The sequence below is a fragment of the Pseudomonas migulae genome (genome assembly GCF_043225285.1).
Lineage (GTDB): Bacteria > Pseudomonadota > Gammaproteobacteria > Pseudomonadales > Pseudomonadaceae > Aquipseudomonas > Aquipseudomonas migulae_C.
The window spans coordinates 768,277-787,559 of sequence record NZ_CP171224.1 but is presented as its reverse complement, the minus strand read 5'-3'; the positions used below and the strand labels follow the sequence as shown (position 1 = coordinate 787,559).

Sequence of the window (19,283 nt, the reverse complement as noted above, 5' to 3'; positions counted from 1 at the left end):
ACTTTGCCCCGGATGTGCGGCCGAATATTTCAGGCAGGTTGATTGAGAGGCCCGATTGGTACAACTTTAGGGTTGGACTTGTGGTCACACAGGCCTACTGTTCAGTACAGGAGGTGACTTATGAACCCAGCATCAGATCGCATCGAAAGGAAGATCCTGCTTAAAGCCCCACGCTCGCAGGTCTGGCGTGTGCTGGCCAATGCCGAGGCGTTCGGGCAATGGTTTGGCGTGGCACTGGAGGGCAAGCGCTTTGTCGCCGGCGAGTGGACTCAGGGGCAGGTCACGTACCCCGGTTATGAACACGTTTTGTGGAATGTGCTGGTGGAACGGGTCGAGCCGGAGCGGGTGTTTTCGTTTCGCTGGCATCCCTATGCGGTCAACTCGAATATCGACTATTCCCAGGAGCCCACCACGCTGGTGAAGTTCGAACTGGAAGACCACCCGGAAGGCACGTTGCTCAAAGTCTCCGAATCCGGTTTCGACCATATTCCGCAGTCCCGCCGGGAGAAGGCGTTCCGCATGGACAGTCGCGGCTGGGAGGAACAGATGAACAATATCGAACAGTTTCTGGCTGAAACTGCCAAAGCCCGGGTGAGGCAGGAAGAATGACGCCATATCTGTCGTAGCTTCGCTGCAGGCCTCGAAACTCGCGGCTTGAGCGCTCGACACCTGAGGCGTCTAAGGGTTTTCGGAAGGGTGGCTATGGCGAATGTCTTACACGCGATGGTAGCTATGTCGTCTATTGCACATTGGATCCGATGCGTAATCTAGCCACATCAACTGAAGCACAGGAAGCGCTTCAGGATCACGGATGATCGACCATCAGCAAGGATTCGCTACCGACAGGGAGTCGACAATGGTCTTGGGAAAACCCGCCTCTGGCGGGTTTTTTTTCGTCCGTAGCAAAGTGCTCGTTGCCGTTGTGTCAGGGTCAACGTGACTGCGATTTCCTGCAGACGCAGTGCTAGGGGACTACATATTTCAACTGTAGGAGCCGGCTTGCCGGCGATAGCGTCCGTTCAGGCGATAAACGTGTTTGCTGACCCACCGCCATCGCCAGCAAGCCGGCTCCTACAGAGGATCGGGTTCACACGGTTCGAATTGTAGGAGCCGGCTTGCCGGCGATAGCGTCCGTTCAGGCGATAAACGTATTTGCTGACCCACCGCTATCGCCAGCAAGCTGGCTCCTACAGAGGATCGGGTTCACACGGTTCGAATTGTAGGAGCCGGCTTGCCGGCGATAGCGTCCGTTCAGGCGATAAACGTGTTTGCTGACCCACCGCCATCGCCAGCAAGCTGGCTCCTACAGTTGATTATTTACAAACCAAGATTTGCGGCGACCCGCTCAGTGATCTGCGCCCGCTGCTGCAGCGATTGCGCCGTACGCCGATGGGCCTCCGCCAATACGCTTTGCGGCGCGGTTTGCGGGCTGCCCGACTGAAACGGCGGTGCCGGTGCGTATTCCAGCTGCAACTGGACCAATTGCGCCGTGTCCTTATCGAACAACTCAGCGGCCAGGGTCAGGGCAAAATCGATCCCGGCGGTGATCCCGCCACCGGTCAACAGATTGCCATCACGCACCACCCGGTCTTTCACCGGAATGGCTCCCAGCGGCCCGAGCAATTCGTGATACGCCCAATGCGTGGTCGCGCGCTTGCCTTTCAGCAGACCCGCCGCGCCGAGTACCAATGCGCCCGTGCACACCGACGTGACGTACCGCGCCTGGTCCGCCTGCGCCTTGATGAACGTCAGCGTCTCGTCATCTTCCATCAGCGGCCCGACCCCGCTGCCGCCGGGCACGCAGATCACATCCAGCGCCGGGCAATCGTCGAACGTGACGGTGGGCTTCAGCACCAGGCCGGTGCTCGCGGTGACCGGCACAAGGTCCTTCCAGATCAGGTGCACCTTCACATCCGGCAGCGAGGCCAGCACGTCGTAAGGGCCGGTCAGGTCCAGTTGCTGAACCTGGGGAAACAACAGAAAACCGATCTGCAACGTCATGATGAGTTTCTCGCGAAGTGGGTGGACGACTTCACTCTAGACTCGTAGGATTTGGCGCATACGCCAATTACCCCACGAATTACGCCAATCATGCCCAAGACCATTCATGTGCTCGCGTTTGCCAACGCACAGCTGCTCGACGTCACCGGGCCGTTGCAGGTGTTCGCCTCGGCCAATGACATTGCCCGCCAGAAAGGTTTGCCCGCGCCCTACGCACCGACGGTGATTGCCAGCGGCGGCGGGGCGGTGATGTCGTCGGCGGGGTTGGCGCTGATGGCCGAGCCGTTGCCCGTGCAAGCTAGCGACACCCTGATCATCTCCGGCGGCTGGGGCGTTTACGCGGCGGCCGAAGATGAAGAGTTGGTGACGTGGGTGCGTGAACATGCGGCGGGGTGTCGGCGGGTGGCCTCGGTGTGCACCGGGGCGTTTTTGCTGGCGGCCAGCGGCTGGCTCGATGGTCGGCGGGTGGTCACCCACTGGACCCGCTGCGAGCAGTTGGCGCAGACGCATCCGCAACTGCGGGTCGAGCCTAATCCGATCTTCATCAATGACGGCCCGGTGTGGACCTCGGCGGGGGTCACCGCCGGCATCGACCTCGCGCTGGCGATGGTCGAAGCCGACCTCGGGCGCACCATGGCGCTGGAAGTCGCACAGCAGTTGGTGGTGTTTCTCAAGCGTCCGGGCGGCCAGTCGCAATTCAGCGTGACCCTGTCGCTGCAAAAAGAAGGCAGCCGCTTCGACGACCTTCACGCCTGGATCAGCGAAAATCTCACCATGGACCTCGGCATTCCCACCCTGGCCCTGCAGGCGGGCATGAGCGAGCGCAGCTTCGTCCGCCACTACCGCGCCGACACCGGCCAGACCCCCGCACGGGCCATCGAACTGATCCGGGTCGAGACTGCGCGCCGCTTGCTCAGCGACACCGGCGTACCGATCAAACGGGTCGCGGTGCAGTGCGGCTTCGGCAGCGAAGAGACCTTGCGCCGCAGTTTCCTGCGGGCCATGGGCGTGACGCCGCAAGCGTATCGGGAGCGGTTTTCGGTCAGTGCTCCAGACAGTGCCGCGTTCGCCGCAAGCAGCGAATCCTAGCCTTCCACTTCCGCCACCTGATTGAAATACTTGGCCCGATCCGGCGTGAACGTCACCACCATCCCGGTCCGGGAACAGGTCAGCGCGCGTTCCTCTGTCAGATCAACTTGCAGATCTTCCCCACGCAACCCTTGCCACTGCGCCAGGTACTTGAGCGATCCGTACTTTTCGAGTTTTTTCAGGCTGCGGCTGACGCCACCTTTCCAGCCCAATACCGGCAGTTCATCGGCCAGGCATTGTTGGGCGAGTTCGGGAAAGCGGGCGGCGCGCTGGCGGCCGATTTCCCAGCATTTGATCAGGCCTTTGTCGGGGGCATCCCACAGTTGATCGCGGTTCAGGCCTGAACGGAGTGGGGTATCGATGCTGCGGTGGATGCGTTGGGTCATTCGGGTTCCTTGAATTCGGGTTTTGTTGGACAGCTCCGCTGTGCCCGTTGAGCAACGATGGTAGGTGGGGTTGTCGGGGGTGGCAACAAGGGATTTTACGTCGGGAGGAAATGGTTTTTTTGCTGGTTTTTGTTTAAGGGTTGTAGGACGCATGATCTGCGTGTACCGATGTTCTTCGTCTTCAGGCTGATGGCCTAATCGCGAGCAGGCTCGCTCCCACAATGGATCTGTTTACGCAGTGTCAATGTGGGAGCGAGCCTGCTCGCGATTGGGGCGACGCGGCCTCAAGGTTGCCAGGAACTCTTCTCCCCACTCAATTTCCGATCAAGAAAGCTCGCCGCGCTGATCAACGCCAGGTGCGTCAGCGCTTGCGGCGTGTTGCCGAGGTGCCGCGCGTGGCTGTCGAGTTCCTCGGCGTACAACCCCAGCGGGTTGGCGTAACGCAGCAGTTGTTCAAACTCCAGATGGGCCTTTTCCACCTGTCCCGCCCGGGCCAGGCATTCGACGTACCAGAACGAACAGGCGGCGAACGCGCCTTCGGTGCCGTCTAGGCCGTCGATCCGCGCGTCGTCGTTGCGGTAGCGGTACACCATGCCGTCGCGCACCAGGTGTTTTTCGATGGCTTCGAGGGTGGCGAGCCAGCGCGGATCCTTGGCGCTGACGAAACGCACCAGCGGCATCAGCAGCATCGAACCGTCCAGCGCGGTGCCGCCGATGTGCTGGACGAAATGCCCGCGTTCTTCGTTCCAGAAGTTTTCCCAGATGTCGGCGTAGATCGCCTGCCGGGTCTGGTCCCAGCGGGCGAACGGGGCGGGCAGCGAACGTTTGGAGGCGAGGCGGATGGCCCGGTCCAGCGCCACCCAGCACATCAGTCGCGAGTGCAGGAAGTGATGCTGCTCGCCGCGCATTTCCCAGATGCCGACGTCTTTTTGCTGCCAGGTTTCGCAGACCTGATCGACCACTTCCACCGCGTGTTTCCAGCCTTCATGGGAAATCGCATCGCCGTACTTGTTGACCAGATACACCGCGTCCATCAGCTCGCCGAAGATGTCGAGCTGGACCTGCTGATATGCGCCGTTGCCGATGCGCACCGGTGTGGCGCCGCCATGACCGGACAGGTGCGAGAGTTCGACTTCGGGCAATTCCTGGCGGCCATCGATGGCGTAGAGGATGTTGAGTTTCATCGATTTGCCGTGGCAATCGCTGACCCGTCCGCGCAGCCAGCGCATGTAGTCGTTGGCCTCCTGGACAAACCCCAGGCGCATGAAGGCGTAGACCGTGAAGGAGGCGTCGCGGATCCAGGTGTAGCGATAATCCCAGTTGCGTTCGCCGCCGGGCGTTTCCGGCAGGCCGAAGGTCGCGGCCGCGAGGATCGCGCCGTGCTTGCGCGAGGTCAGCAGTTTTAGCGCGAGGGCCGAGCGGTTGACCATTTCCCGCCAGCGACCGCGGTAGTTGGACTGGCTGGTCCAGTCGCGCCAGAATTTCAGCGTGCGTTCGAGGCACAACGCGGCGGCCCCTTCCTTGAAACGCGGATCGTCGAAACCACCCAGTAAAAACTGCGCACTCTGGTCCTGTTTCAGCGTGAATTCGGCCACTGCAGCGTCATCCTCGACACTCAGCGCTTGGTCCGATGACAAGCGCATGGACGGCTGGTCAGCCGCTTCGAACGCCACATCTTTTTCATCCATCCTGGCGCGGGTTTGGGCGCGGGCGTAGTCATGGCGCACGGCGCAGCGCAGGTGAAACGTTGCCTGGCCGCTGACCACCCGCACCCGGCGCATCAGCAGCGGCAGGTCATCTTCGCTGTCGCCGATCGGCAGCAGGTCGGTGACCTCGACCACCGCGCTATCGCTGAGCCAGCGGGTTTGCAGCACGTTAGTGTCGGGCAGGTAGATTTGCTCGCGGCGGGCGTCGGGCAGGTCCGGTGACAGTTGGAAAATGCCGGCCTCGGGCGTGTCCAGCAGCGAGCAGAAGATCGAGGGGCTGTCGAATTCCGGCCAGCAAAAAAAATCCACGCTGCCCTTGTCGTTGACCAGTGCCGCGCTGCGCATGTCGCCAATGATGCCGTGGGCGTCGATGGCGCTTTGTCGTTCGGGATGATGTTCAGCCATTGCCGCGAAACTCCGGATAGAGGCTCATGCCGCCGTCGATGAACAGGGTGGTGCCGACGATGTAGTCGGAGGCATCGGAGGCGAGGAAGACTACGGCGTTGGCGATGTCTTCGACGTCGCCGATGCGGCCGTAAGGAATGAGTTTGAGCAGTGCCTGCGCGGCGTCACCCTCGGTGGCGGCGCGGTTGATTGCCGTGCGAATCGCCCCCGGTGCGATGCCGTTGATGCGGATGCGCTGGTGGCTGACTTCCTGGGCGAGGGTTTGCATGAGCATGTCGACGCCGCCCTTGGACGCGGCGTAGTTGGCGTGACCGGCCCAGGGGATGCGTTGGTGCACCGAGCTCATGTGGATGATTTTGCCGGCGGCCCGGGACACGCCTTCACGGATGCCTTGTCGGGTGAAAATCCGCAGGGCGGCGCGGGCGCAGAGGAACTGGCCGGTGAGGTTGACACCGATCACCTGGTTCCAGTCGTCTAGGCTCATGTCCACCGTATTCGCGTCTTTTTGCATCCCGGAGTTGGCGACCAGAATGTCCAGTGAGCCGAAGGCTTCGAGGGTCTGGGCGAACAGCCGTTCGACGTCGGCTTCCTTGGAAACATCGGCACCGATGGCGAGGGCGCGACCGCCTTGCGCGTTGATCTGCCGCGCCAGTTGTTCGGCGGGTTCAGCCTGGGAATTGTAGTTGATCACCACGGCGGCACCGGCGGCGGCCAGGGCTTTGGCGGCGCCTGCGCCGATGCCGGAACTGGCGCCGGTGATCAGGGCGACTTGTTGGTCTAGAGAAATCAGCATGAAGGTTAGCGCCTTGCGGTGAGGGCCTTATCAGCTGACTGGTTTGGGTGGTGGAGAGTTCAGTTGGTCCGGATTTTGAGGTGTTTGAGCGGGCCCCATCGCCGGCAAGCCGGCTCCTACAGTTGATCGAGTTGTTCCAGATGGAACGCGGTCAATTGTAGGAGCCGGCTTGCCGGCGATGGGGCCTTAACACTCAACCAACAATTACCCGCTTTCCCCTCAACCAGCCTTATGGCAACTTGCAGGCCCCTGTCGAGAGCCGAACCATGGCCAACCCCTACCGCGACCTGTTCAAAGCCCCGGGCAGCCGTGCCTTTGTGCTGGCCGGGATGATCGCGCGCATGCCGATTTCCATGACCGGTATCGGCCTGATCACCATGCTTTCGCAGCTGCAAGGCGGCTATGGGCTGGCCGGTGCGGTGGCGGCGACGTTTGCCCTGGCCACGGCGTTTTGCGCGCCGCAGGTGTCACGGCTGGTGGACCGGTTCGGGCAGCGGCGGATCCTGCCGGTGGCGGCGTTGATCGGGGGCGGGGCGTTGTTGCTGGTGTTGCTGTGCACGCGGTTTCAGGCGCCGCAGTGGACGCTGTTCGTGTTCGCTGCGCTGGCCGGTTGCATGCCGAACATGTCGGCGATGGTGCGGGCGCGCTGGACCGAGGTCTATCGCGGCCAGCCCGAATTGCAAACTGCGTATGCCCTGGAGTCGGTGCTCGACGAAGTCTGCTTTATCGTCGGCCCGCCGCTGTCGGTGGGCCTGTGTGTGGTGGCGTTCCCTGAGGCCGGGCCATTGGCGGCGTTGCTGATGCTGGCGATTGGCGTCACGGCGTTTGTCCTGCAACGGGACACGGAGCCGGCGATTCATCCCCATGAAGAGCAACATCAGGGCGCGATCATTCGTTCTGTGGACATTCAGTTGCTGATGCTGTTGATGGTCGGCATGGGCACCATCGTCGGCGTGGTCGATGTGGTCAGCGTGGCCTTCGCCCAGCATCAGGGCCAGCCGGCAGCGGCGAGCATTGTGCTGTCGGTGTATGCCATCGGTTCGTGCCTGGCAGGATTGGCGTTCGGCGCATTGCGTTCGAAAGTGCCGTTGCCGCGGCTGTTTCTGTACGGCGGGGTGGCGACGGCGGTGACCACGCTGCCGCTGCTGCTGGCGAGCAACCTTCTCGGGTTGGCGATGGCCGTTTTTGTCTCCGGGCTGTTTTTTGCGCCGACGCTGATTGTGGCGATGGCTCTGGTGGAGCGCATCGTGCCGCCGGCCAGACTCACTGAAGGCCTGACCTGGCTGATCACCGGGTTGAGCATTGGCGTGGCGATTGGTGCCGCCAGTTCGGGTTGGCTGGTGGATGCGTTTGGCGCGCGCAGCGGGTTCTGGGTGGCGATTGCGGCCGGCGCCGTCGTGCTTGGGTCAGCAATCCCCACCTATCGCCATCTGAAATAAAGACCCCCTGTAGGAGCCGGCTTGCTGGCGATGGCGGAGTGTCAGGTTGCATCAATGGTGCCTGACACACCGCCATCGCCGGCAAGCCGGTCTCGCTCCCACATGGGATCTGTGCATGACTAATTTCCTGCGTACCTGATCCGTTTTCCTGACAGACAACTTTTCGAGGTACGCCCGGTGACCCAGCTGACATTGCTGTGCCTGCCCTATTCAGGCGCGAGCGCCATGGTCTACAGCCGCTGGCGGCGCAAGCTGCCGGAGTGGCTCACGCTGCAACCGGTGGAGCTGCCGGGTCGTGGCGCGCGGTTCGGCGAGCCGTTGCACACCGACATGCGGCGCCTGGCGCTGCAACTTGCCCAGGAACAGAAAGCCACGCTCAAGGCGCCGTACGCGCTGTTCGGCCACAGCCTTGGCGCGTTGCTCGCTTGTGAAATGGCCCACGCCTTTCGTTCACTGGGTTGCCCGGAACCGGTGGCGCTGTTTGCTTCCGGTACGGCCGCGCCGACGATGCGGGCCGATTACGATCAGGGTTTTGCCGAGCCGAAAACCGACGCGCAATTGATCGACCAATTGCGCACCCTCAATGGCACTAGCGAAGAAGTGCTGGCCAATGAAGAGTTGATGAGCCTGACGCTGCCGATCCTGCGCGCGGATTTCCTCATGTGCGGTCGCTTCGAGCCTGTCCAGCGCCCGTTGTTGAGATGCCCGGTGCACGTGCTCGGCGGCAAGGCCGATCGCGCGACCACCGAACAGTTGATCGGCTGGAGCCAGGAAACCCACGGCAGTTTTTCCGTGGACATGCTGGCCGGTGGTCACTTCTTCATCCATGAGCATGAAGCCAAGGTGTTGCGGGTGATCAAGGACCAGCTCGACGTTCACCATCGTCGCCACGCCATGGCTGCCACTGCCTGACCCAATACCCTGTAGGAGCGAGCCTGCTCGCGATGAGCTTGAGCACACCTCGGAGTGTCAGGCTTTCAGCATTATCGTTGACCTCCATCGCGAGCAGGCTCGCTCCTACACGTTCTCATTCGCTAATTTTTCCGGACTGCATTCGTTTTATAGGGACGACGTGCCTTTGTGCTTCCCGCCACTGATCCGGATGCTTAGAAATGAATGCTGAAGACTCCTTGAAACTTGCTCGCCGGTTTATCGGGTTGCCCCTGGAAAAGCGCCAGATGTTCCTTGCGGCCTTGCAAAAGGAAGGCATTGATTTCGCCCGGTTCCCGATTCCTGCCGGCGTCGAGGCCGAAGATCGCCAGGCGTTGTCGTACGCCCAGCAGCGCATGTGGTTCCTCTGGCAACTGGACGCGCAAAGCGGCGCCTACAACCTGCCGGGCGCGGTGCGCTTGACCGGTGCGTTGAGCCTGCCGGCGCTGGAGCAAGCCTTCGCCAGCGTGGTGGAGCGTCACGAAACCCTGCGCACGGTGTTCCAGCGTCAGGCCGACGACACCTTGCTGCAAGTGCCGGTCCGCGCGCCGCTGGTCATCAAACACGTGGACTTCAGCGCCTTGCCGGAGACGGAGCGCGAACGTGCCGTCGCCGAGGCGGCCGAGCAGCAATCGGTGCAGCCCTTTGACTTGTCTTTCGGTCCGCTGCTGCGCGTCACGCTGCTCAAACTCGCCGAACAGGAACACGTCCTGCTGCTGACCCTGCACCACATCGTCTCCGACGGCTGGTCGATGAACGTGCTGATCGACGAATTCATCCGTTGCTACGACGCCTTCGAGGCCGGTGCACAACCGCAACTCGCGCCGCTGCCGATCCAGTACAGCGACTACGCCTTGTGGCAACGCCGCTGGCTGGAGGCGGGCGAGCAGGCGCGACAGCTCGATTACTGGCAGGCGCAACTCGGCGACGAACACCCGGTACTCGAACTGCCCACCGACCACTCGCGCCCGGCGATGCCGAGTTATCGCGGCACGCGCTACGAGTTCGCCGTCGACCCGCAACTGGCCGAGCAACTGCGCACCACCGCGCAGAAACACAACATCACTCTGTTCATGCTGTTGCTCGGTGCGTTCAACGCGTTGTTGCATCGCTACACCGGACAGACCGACATCCGTGTCGGCGTGCCGATTGCCAACCGCAACCGCGCGGAAATCGAAGGCCTGATCGGTTTCTTCGTCAACACCCAGGTGCTGCGTACCCGGCTCGATGGCCACACCCGCGTTGACGATCTGCTGCGCGCCATCAAGGACACTGCCCTCGGTGCCCAGGCCCATCAGGACTTGCCATTTGAGCGTCTGGTCGAAGCGCTGAAACTCGAGCGCAGCCTCAGCCACACGCCGCTGTTCCAGGTGATGTACAACCATCAGCCGCAGGTGGCGGACATGTCCAGCATCAGCACCGCGTCCGGCCTGGTGCTGGGCGCGATCGAGTGGGAAGGGCGCACCACGCAGTTCGACCTGACCCTCGATACCTACGAACAGGGTGGCAAGCTGCACGCCGCGCTGACCTACGCCAGCGACCTGTTCGACGCACCGACCATCGCGCGCATGGCGCAGCACTGGACGCGACTGTTGCAGGCGATGGTGGTCGACACGAATCAGCGGGTCGGCGAGTTGCCGATGCTGGCGGCGGATGAACAACGGGTGCTGGTGCATGACTGGAATCGCACCGCCGAAACCTATCCCGTCGAGCAATGCCTTCATGAACTGATCCACGCCCAGGCCCTGCGTACCCCAGAGGCATCGGCGCTGGTGTTCGGCGACCTTCAGCTGACGTATGCACAGCTCGATGTGCGCACCAATCAGTTGGCGCATTACCTGCGCGAGCAGGGCGTCGGTCCGGATGTGCTGGTGGGCATCGCCGTCGAGCGTTCGCTGGAAATGGTCATTGGCCTGTTGGCGATTCTCAAGGCCGGCGGTGCCTATGTGCCGCTCGACCCGGAATACCCGGCGGAGCGCCTGGCCTACATGATCGAGGACAGTGCGATTACTGTGTTGATGACCCAGAGCTCTCTGGTCGGCACGTTGCCGACCGAGGGCATCAAGGTCATCGCACTGGATCAGGACAAGGACTGGCTGGACGGTTACAGCGAAACCTGCCCGCAGGTGTCGGTAAATCCGCTGAACCTGGCCTATGTGATTTACACCTCCGGTTCCACCGGCAAACCCAAGGGTGCCGGCAACAGTCATGCGGCGCTGGTCAACCGTTTGTGCTGGATGCAGCAGGCCTACGGCCTGGACGGCAGCGACTCGGTGTTGCAGAAAACCCCGTTCAGCTTTGACGTGTCGGTCTGGGAGTTCTTCTGGCCGCTGATGACCGGCGCGCGTCTGGTGGTGGCGCCGCCGGGGGCGCATCGCGAACCGGCGCGGTTGATCCGCCTCATCGGCGAGTTCGGCATCAGCACCTTGCACTTCGTGCCATCGATGCTGCAGGCGTTTATCCACGAACCGGGCGTTGAAGCCTGCACCAGCCTCAAACGCATCGCCTGCAGCGGCGAAGCACTGCCGCTGGATGCCCAGCTTCAAGTGTTCGCCAGGTTGCCCGGTGCCGGTCTGTTCAATCTGTACGGGCCGACCGAAGCGGCCATCGACGTGACCCACTGGACGTGCGTTGACGAAGGCGCCGACAGCGTGCCCATCGGCCGGCCGATCGCCAACCTGCGCACCCACGTGCTGGACGCGCAGTTGCTGCCGGTGCCGGCGGGCGTGGCGGGGGAGTTGTACCTGGGCGGCGCAGGTCTGGCGCGCAGTTATCACCGGCGTCCGGGGTTGACGGCCGAGCGCTTTGTGCCGTGTCCGTTCCATGACGGCGCACGCCTGTACCGCACCGGCGACCGCGTGCGCCAGCGTGCCGACGGGGTGATCGAATACCTCGGCCGCCTCGACCATCAAGTCAAACTGCGCGGCTTGCGTATCGAGTTGGGGGAAATCGAAACCCGCCTGATGCAGCATCCGCTGGTGCGCGAGGCGGTGGTCCTGGTGCAGGGCGGCAAGCATCTGGTGGCGTACCTGGTGCTGGAAAACGCCGAGGCGCAATGGCCGGAAACCCTCAAGGCCTGGTTGCTGAGCAGCTTGCCGGAATACATGGTGCCGACCTACCTGATGCCGCTTGATGCCTTGCCGGTGACCGCTAACGGCAAGCTGGACCGCAAGGCCCTGCCGCAACCGGATGCGGCGCCGCAACAGGCATTCGTTGCGCCGCAAGACGCGATGCAGACGGCGCTGGCGCAGATTTGGCAGGAAGTCTTGGGCCTGGAGCGCGTGGGCCTCGAAGACAACTTCTTCGAGCTGGGCGGTGACTCGATCATCTCCATTCAAGTGGTCAGCCGTGCCCGTCAGGCCGGCATCCGCCTCAGCCCCCGCGACCTGTTTCAGTACCAGACCGTGCGCAGCCTGGCGCGGGTGGCGGCGTTCGACAACCGCAGTGTCATTGATCAAGGGCCGGTCAGCGGCGAAGTGGTGCTGACCCCGGCGCAACACTACTTCTTCGAACAGGCCGTCGCGCAACCGCACCACTGGAACCAGTCATTGTTGCTGACACCGCGTGAGGCGTTGGCCCCTGATGCGCTGGACGCCGCGCTGGTTGCGGTGATCAACCATCACGATGCCTTGCGCCTGCGTTTCACCGCAGGTGCTGATGGCTGGCAACAGCGTCATGGATCGCCGGTTGAAACAGCGGGTTTGTGGCAGCGCCAGGCGACATCGGCCGAGACGTTGACGGCGCTGTGCGATGAAGCACAACGTAGCCTCGATCTGGCCGAAGGACCGCTGCTGCGCGCCATGCTGGTGAGCCTCGACGACGGCACGCAACGCCTGCTGCTGGCGGTCCACCATTTGGCGGTGGACGGCGTGTCCTGGCGAGTGTTGCTCGAAGACCTGCAGCAGGCCTACGCCCAATCGGCGGCGGGCGTTGCGGTGACGTTCCCTGGCAAAACCAGCGCCTATCAACACTGGGCCGCGCACCTGCAAGCGCATGCCCGCACGCTGGATGAACAGCTGCCGTACTGGCAGGCGCAACACGCCGATGCCCATGACTTGCCGTGCGAGAACCCGTTGGGCAGCGTGCAGCATCGCCACGGCCACAAGATCGAATCGAAGCTCGACACCGGCTTGACCCGCCAGTTGTTGCAAACGACGCCAGCGGCCTACCGCACCCAGGTCAACGACCTGTTGCTGACCGCGCTGGCACGGGTGATCTGCCGCTGGACCGGGCAGGGCTCGACCCTGATCCAGCTCGAAGGCCATGGCCGTGAAGACCTGTTCGACGACCTCGACCTGACGCGCACCGTAGGTTGGTTCACCAGCCTGTTCCCGGTGCGCCTGCAACCTCAAGCGGGCACCGCGAACTCGATCAAGGCGGTCAAGGAACAGCTGCGTGCCATTCCCGATAAAGGCCTGGGTTATGGCCTGCTGCGCTACCTCGGCGAACCGGCCCAGCGTGAAGCGTTGCAAGGATTGCCGGCGCCGCGCATCACCTTCAATTACCTCGGCCAGTTCGACCGCCAGTTCGATGAGGACGCGCTGTTCGTACCCGCAGCGGAAAGCGGCGGCCAGGCCCAGGATGACGACGCGCCGCTGGCCAACTGGCTGACCCTGGAAAGCCAGGTCTACGGCGGCCAGCTTTCACTGCAATGGGGCTTCAGTCGCGACATGTTCGCCGACAGCACCGTTCAAAAACTGGCCGATGCCTACACCGAAGAACTCAGCGCCCTGATCGAACACTGCTGCGCAACGCCGGCCGGGGAGGCCACGCCGTCGGACTTCCCGCTGGCGCGGATCGACCAGGCGCAATTGGACGCCTTGCCTGTCGTGGCATCGGCCATCGAAGACATTTATCCGCTGACGCCGATGCAGCAGGGCATGCTGTTCCACACCTTGTACGAGCCCCAGGCCGAGGCTTACATCAACCAGTTGCGCCTGGATATCCAGGGCCTGGACCTGGCGGCCTTCGGGCGCGCGTGGCAGGCGGCGATCAACCGTCACGACATTCTGCGCAGCAGCTTCCACTGGTTGGGCCTGGAAGCTGCGCATCAGGTGATTCATCGCCAGATCGACCTGCAATTGCAGGTGATCGAAGCGGCCGATATCGACCTCGATGCACTGGCCGCCGAAGAGCGCAGCCGTGGCTTCGAACTCAGTGCGGCGCCGCTGTTTCGCTTGATGTTGGTGCGCCAGAGCAGCGACGCCTGGCACCTGATCTACACCAGTCATCACATCCTCATGGACGGCTGGAGCAACGCGCAGTTGCTCGGCGAAGTGATTCAGCATTACGCCGGGCAGACACTGGCGAAACCTTTGGGGCAATACCGCGACTACCAGGGCTGGCTTCAGCAGCAGCCAACGGCGGCGGGCGAACAGTTCTGGAAACAGGCGCTGGCCGCGCTCGAAACGCCGACCTTGCTGGCCCAAGCCTTGCCGACGCCGGTCGAAGGCCACGGCATGGGCGAGCATCACCTGACGCTCGAAAGCGCCGCGATGCAGCGCCTGGCAACGTTTGCCCGGCAGCAGAAAATAACCCTCAACACCTTGTTGCAGGGCGCATGGGGTCTGCTGTTGCAGCGCTACACCGGCCAATCGTGCGTGGCGTTCGGCGCGACGATTGCCGGGCGATCTGCGCCGTTGCCGGGTATCGAGCAACAGTTGGGCCTGTTCATCAACACTTTGCCGATCATTGCCACGCCGTCGTCCGCGCAACCGGTCAGCCAATGGCTCAACGAACTGCAAGCGTTGAACCTGAGCCTGCGCGAGTTCGAGCATGTGCCGCTCTACGACATTCAGGGCTGGGCCGGGCAGCAGGGCAACGCGCTGTTCGACAGCTTGCTGGTGTTCGAAAACTTCCCGGTGGCCGAAGCGCTCAAGCAGGGGGCGCCGGCGGGCCTGACGTTCGGCGCATTGCGCAATCACGAAATCACCAGCTACCCGCTGACCCTCGGCATCGAAGTCGGCGCCAGCCTGCGTCTGGAGTTCAGTTTCGACCGGGCCTTGTTCAGCGCCGCGCAGATCGATCGTCTGAGTGCGAACCTGCTGCATGTGCTGGAGCAATTCGTGGCGCAGCCGCAGCAGGTGCTGGGCACCGTCAGCCTGCTGGACGCGAAGCAAACGGCGCAGGTATTACTGGGTTCGCGTCCCGCCGCGCCGCAGATGGGCAGTCCGCTGTTGGCCCATCAACGTTTCGAACAGCAAGCGGCCCGCACGCCCGACGCATGGGCCGTGATCGCCGGCGACGAGCGCCTGACTTATGCACAGCTCAACGCCCAGGCCAACCAGCTCGCCCATCGCCTGCGCGAACAAGGTGTGGCGCCGGGACAACGGGTCGGCCTGTCGGTCCGGCGCAATGCGCAGATGATCGTCAGCCTCATGGCCATCCTCAAGTCCGGTGCCGGTTACGTACCGCTGGACCCGGACTACCCGGCCGAACGCCTGGCCTACATGATCGAAGACAGCGGCATGGACCTGCTGCTGGCGCAACCCGATTTGCTGGCCGATGTCGCGTTGCCCGAAGGTTTGCCGCGTCTGACGCTGACCGCCGCATCGCTGGTTGGATATTCCACCGCCAACCCGGTCAACCTGGCCAGTGCCGAAGACCTCGCCTACCTGATCTACACCTCCGGCTCCACTGGACGGCCGAAAGGCGTGTGCCTGGCCCATGCCGCGCTGCGCGAGTTTTGCGTGATTGCGGCGGACTATTCGCAACTCAGCGCCACCGACCGCGTGCTGCAATTCGCCACGTTCAGCTTCGACGGCTTTGTCGAGCAGTGCTACCCGCCGCTGTGCGTGGGCGCCGCGCTGGTGTTGCGTGGCGATGAGTTGTGGGACACCGACACCTTGTACCGGCAGATCATCGAGCAGGGCGTGACCCTGGCGGACTTGCCGGCGGCCTACTGGTATTTGCTGGCGCAGGATTGGGCCGCGCAGCCTCGGCGCGACAAGGGCCGGCTGCGTCAGGTCCACGTCGGTGGCGAAGCCATGTCCCTGGAAGGTCTGAAGCTCTGGCATGCCGCCGGTCTCGGCGACGTACGGCTGCTCAACACCTACGGGCCGACCGAAGCCACGGTGGTTTCCAGCACCCACCTGTGCACCCTGGCCGACACGCAAAACCTGATCGGCGTGCCGATTGGCCGCGCCTTGCCCGGTCGGGCGCTGTACGTGCTGGACAGCGAAGGCCATCTGTTGCCAACCGGTTGCGTGGGCGAGTTGTGCATCGGCGGTGATGCCGGCATCGCCCAGCACTATCACCAGCGTCCGGGCTTGAGTGCCGAACGCTTTATTGCCGATCCGTTTTCTACCACGCCGGGCGCCCGCCTGTACCGCAGCGGTGACCTGGCGCGCTATCGCGAGGACGGCGCGCTGGAGTACCTGGGGCGCATCGACCATCAGGTGAAAATTCGCGGCTTCCGCGTCGAGCTGGGTGAACTGGAAGCGCACCTGCAAGGCTTGCCGATGATCAGCGAAGCCGCGGTGCTGGTGCATGAAGGCGTCGGCGGCAAGCAACTGATCGGCTATGTGGTGCCGGTGTTGCCGAACGCCGATGCCCGTCAACTGACCGACACCGTACGCCAGGTTCTGGGCGAGCGTCTGCCGGATTACATGCTCCCGGCACAACTGGTGGTGATGAGCGCATTGCCGCTCAACCGCAACGGCAAACTCGACCGTGCGGCGCTGCCGGCACCCGAAGTCTGGGAAGCCGTGGCCGGCAGCGCACCGCAAGGTGAGCTGGAAATCGAGCTGGCGCAGATCTGGCAACAGGTGCTGCAGGTGGCCCGCGTCGATCGCGAAAACAGCTTCTTCGAGTTGGGTGGGCATTCGTTGCTGGCCACGCAGATCGTCTCGCAGATTCGTCAGCGTCTGGGGTTGTCGGTGAGTTTGCGCAGCCTGTTCGAACACCCGCGCCTGCAGGATTTCGCGGTTCAGGTGCAAGGCCTGCGGCACGCCGCCTGCGAGCGTCCGGCGCTGGTGGCGGATCAGTCCGGTGAGCGCCAGCCGTTGTCCTTCGCCCAGCAACGGTTGTGGTTCCTGTGGAACCTCGAACCCGACAGCTCGATGTACAACATGCCCGGCGCCTTGCGGTTGCGCGGCGGGTTGAACCTGTCGGGGCTGCAGCAGACCTTTGAAACCCTGGTGCAACGCCACGCCGTGTTGCGCACCACGTTCTATGAAGAAGACGGCCAGGCCTGGCAGCGGGTACACGCCGGGCTGCCGTTGGACTTCGCCAGCAGCGACCTGCGGCATTTGCCGGCGCCCGACGTCGAAGCCGCGCAGTTGGCCCGTGAAGAAGTCGCCCGGCCGTTCGACCTGCGCAACGGGCCGCTGCTGCGGGTGCGGGTGTTGCAGGTCGCGGATCAGGAACATGTGCTGCTGCTGACGGTGCACCACATCGCCGCGGATGACTGGTCGTTCCGGATTCTGATCAATGAATTCGTCACGTTGTATCCGACCCTCAACCGGGGTGGTGTCGCGCAGTTGCCGGAACACGCGGTGCAATACGCCGACTTCGCCAAATGGCAGCGCCAGTGGCTGGAGCAGGGCGGCGAGCTGCAGCGTCAGCTCGATTACTGGCAGGCGCGCCTTGGCCAGCCGCAAGCCGTGCTGGAGCTGCCGGGCGACGGCGATCAGCGCCAGGCGCAAGAAGGCGCCAGCCAACATTTCACCTTGAATTCGACCTTGAGTCAGCAGTTGCGCGACTTCGCCCAACAGCGTGGATTGTCGCTGTTCATGGTGCTATTGGCCGGTTTCACCCTGGTATTGCGCCAGCGCACCGAGGTCAGTCGCGTGCGCATCGGCACCGATATCGCCAACCGAAATCAAGTTGAGCTTGAACAAATGGTCGGCTTCTTCGTTAACCAGTTAGTGCTGCAGATCGAAGTGGATGAAGAGCAGGGTGCCGAGCAGTTGTTGCAAGCCTGTCGCCGTGCGGTGCTGGAGGCTTCGGACCATCAGGACTTGCCGTTTGAGCGATTAGTGGAAGCGTTGCGTTTGCCGCGTCGGGCCGGGCGTTCGCCGTTGTTCGACATCAAGTTGATCTACCAGGAAGGCGTTGGTCGTTTGCCGTCCATGGACGGCCTGCTGGTCGAGGACTTCCCGTCGGGCCGGCAAGCCGCCGAGATCGGCATGGTCGCCGCGTTCTACAACGAGGCCGAACACATTCACCTGAGTTTCGAAACACCCGCCGGGCAGTACTTGCCGAGCACGCTGCAAAGCCTGTTCGAACAGATCGAGGCGGTACTGCAAGCGTTGCTGCGCGCCGACGAACTGACGGTCAGCGATCTGCTGGAACTGGCCACCGAGGTGCAACGACGTGCCGAGGCGCGCTTGAACGAACAGCGCAAGGCGTTGCTGGGCGGGCCGATGGCGATCAAGCGTCGTCGCGGCACACCGGCCACGCAAAGCGCGGCGGATTGATTTATAGCGGCGGCGCCAACCGGGCGCCGCCGCCATCATTTTCTGGAGGGGTTCATGACTGTTTCAACCACCAAGTCCATTCCCAAAATCGGCCGTGGTGCGCGCAAGAGCCTGTCCACCGACCCGACCCGGCTGGTGAGTTTTGCGCCGATGTTCGACGGCGTGAGCATGCCGCTGGTGTGTCGCCCGGCGGTGCCGGGTGTGAGCCTGGTGGAATGGGCGACGGAGCATCGCGCCCTGATCGAAAGCAAGCTGCTGGAACACGCGGTGATTCTGTTCCGCGGTTTCCAGGTGGCGGACATTGCCGAGTTCAACCGCTGCGTGGCGGCGATTTCCGACGGTGCCCTGGAGTACCTGTTCCGCGCCTCGCCACGGACCCAGATCACCGGCCAGTTCAAGATCTACAGCTCCACGGACTACCCGGCGGCAGAGAAAATCTTCCCGCACAACGAGCATTCCTATTCACCAGTGTTCCCGCGTCATCTGTACTTCTACTGCGACACGCCCTCGATCACCGGCGGCGAAACCCCGTTCGGCGACACCCGCGAAATCCTCGCCCGGATCGACCCGGCCGTGCGCGAAGAATTCCAGCGTAAACGCATCATGTACGTGCGCAACTACGGCGACGGCATGGGGTTGCCCTGGCAGACCGTGTTCCAGAGCGAAGACCGCGGCGAAGTCGAAGCCTACTGCGCGAAGATCGGCATTCAGGCCGAGTGGAAGTCGGGCAATCGCCTGCGCACCCGGCAAAACGGCCCGGCCATTGTGCGTCATCCGTTGACCGGCGAGCGCATCTGGTTCAACCACGGCACCTTCTTCAACGCGCTGACCCTGCCGGACAGCATCCGCGACAACCTGCTGCGTGAGTTCGGCCCGCTGGACCTGCCGCAGAACACCTTCTTCGGCGACGGCACGGCCATTCCCGACGACGTCATCCGCCACCTGCAAGGCATCTACCGCGACGTGATGGTCGAGTTTGCCTGGGAGAAGGGCGACGTGGTCCTGCTGGACAACATCCTCAGCGTGCATGCGCGCAACGAATTCACTGGCTACAGAAAAATCCTCACGGCCATGGCCATCGCGCAGAAAAGCGCCGACCTGGATCAGGAATAAGG

Annotated in this window: 10 protein-coding genes; 6 read left to right on the top strand and 4 right to left on the bottom strand. The window is 63.1% G+C overall.

Going from position 1 to position 19,283, the window contains the following annotated elements:
• Nucleotides 1–120 precede the first annotated feature (120 nt).
• Nucleotides 121–609 carry an SRPBCC family protein gene (locus ACF6ZU_RS03630; RefSeq protein WP_392890564.1) on the top strand — a complete coding sequence of 163 codons (489 nt, stop codon included), beginning with the start codon at nucleotides 121–123 and terminating at the stop codon, nucleotides 607–609.
• A gap of 708 nt (nucleotides 610–1,317) precedes the next feature.
• Here the strand turns inward: ACF6ZU_RS03630 and inhA are convergent.
• Complete coding sequence (gene inhA, locus ACF6ZU_RS03625) at nucleotides 1,318–2,001, bottom strand: isonitrile hydratase (protein ID WP_392890563.1); 684 nt, start codon at nucleotides 1,999–2,001, stop codon at nucleotides 1,318–1,320.
• Between the two features lie 90 nt (nucleotides 2,002–2,091).
• Between inhA and ACF6ZU_RS03620 the strand changes: the two genes are divergently transcribed.
• Complete coding sequence (locus ACF6ZU_RS03620; RefSeq protein WP_392890562.1) at nucleotides 2,092–3,090, top strand: GlxA family transcriptional regulator; 999 nt, start codon at nucleotides 2,092–2,094, stop codon at nucleotides 3,088–3,090.
• Here ACF6ZU_RS03620 and ACF6ZU_RS03615 read toward each other — a convergent pair.
• The 3 genes from ACF6ZU_RS03615 to ACF6ZU_RS03605 all read right to left on the bottom strand — a co-directional run bounded on the left by ACF6ZU_RS03615 (nucleotide 3,087) and on the right by ACF6ZU_RS03605 (nucleotide 6,380).
• Nucleotides 3,087–3,476 (bottom strand): hypothetical protein, encoded by a 390-nt coding sequence (locus ACF6ZU_RS03615; protein ID WP_392890561.1) that lies wholly within the window; start codon nucleotides 3,474–3,476, stop codon nucleotides 3,087–3,089. The genes ACF6ZU_RS03620 and ACF6ZU_RS03615 overlap by 4 nt on opposite strands.
• A gap of 284 nt (nucleotides 3,477–3,760) precedes the next feature.
• Nucleotides 3,761–5,587, bottom strand: coding sequence for a glycoside hydrolase family 15 protein (locus tag ACF6ZU_RS03610; protein WP_392890560.1), 1,827 nt, complete (start codon nucleotides 5,585–5,587; stop codon nucleotides 3,761–3,763).
• Nucleotides 5,580–6,380 carry a glucose 1-dehydrogenase gene (locus ACF6ZU_RS03605; RefSeq protein ID WP_392890559.1) on the bottom strand — a complete coding sequence of 267 codons (801 nt, stop codon included), beginning with the start codon at nucleotides 6,378–6,380 and terminating at the stop codon, nucleotides 5,580–5,582. Before ACF6ZU_RS03605 ends, ACF6ZU_RS03610 begins: the two co-directional genes overlap by 8 nt.
• A gap of 266 nt (nucleotides 6,381–6,646) precedes the next feature.
• On the opposite strand from ACF6ZU_RS03605, the gene ACF6ZU_RS03600 reads away from it, so the two are divergent.
• The 4 genes from ACF6ZU_RS03600 to ACF6ZU_RS03585 all read left to right on the top strand — a co-directional run bounded on the left by ACF6ZU_RS03600 (nucleotide 6,647) and on the right by ACF6ZU_RS03585 (nucleotide 19,281).
• Nucleotides 6,647–7,819: an MFS transporter gene (locus ACF6ZU_RS03600; protein WP_392890558.1), complete on the top strand. Its 1,173-nt coding sequence runs from the start codon at nucleotides 6,647–6,649 to the stop codon at nucleotides 7,817–7,819.
• 177 nt (nucleotides 7,820–7,996) lie between these two features.
• Entirely contained in the window at nucleotides 7,997–8,731 is a 735-nt protein-coding gene (locus ACF6ZU_RS03595) for a thioesterase II family protein (RefSeq protein ID WP_392890557.1), read from the top strand.
• Nucleotides 8,732–8,931: 200 nt separating this feature from the next.
• Entirely contained in the window at nucleotides 8,932–18,168 is a 9,237-nt protein-coding gene (locus ACF6ZU_RS03590; protein WP_392890556.1) for an amino acid adenylation domain-containing protein, read from the top strand.
• Between the two features lie 54 nt (nucleotides 18,169–18,222).
• A complete protein-coding gene (locus ACF6ZU_RS03585) occupies nucleotides 18,223–19,281 on the top strand; it encodes a TauD/TfdA family dioxygenase (RefSeq protein WP_392890555.1) in 1,059 nt (352 codons plus the stop codon).
• Nucleotides 19,282–19,283: the final 2 nt, after the last annotated feature.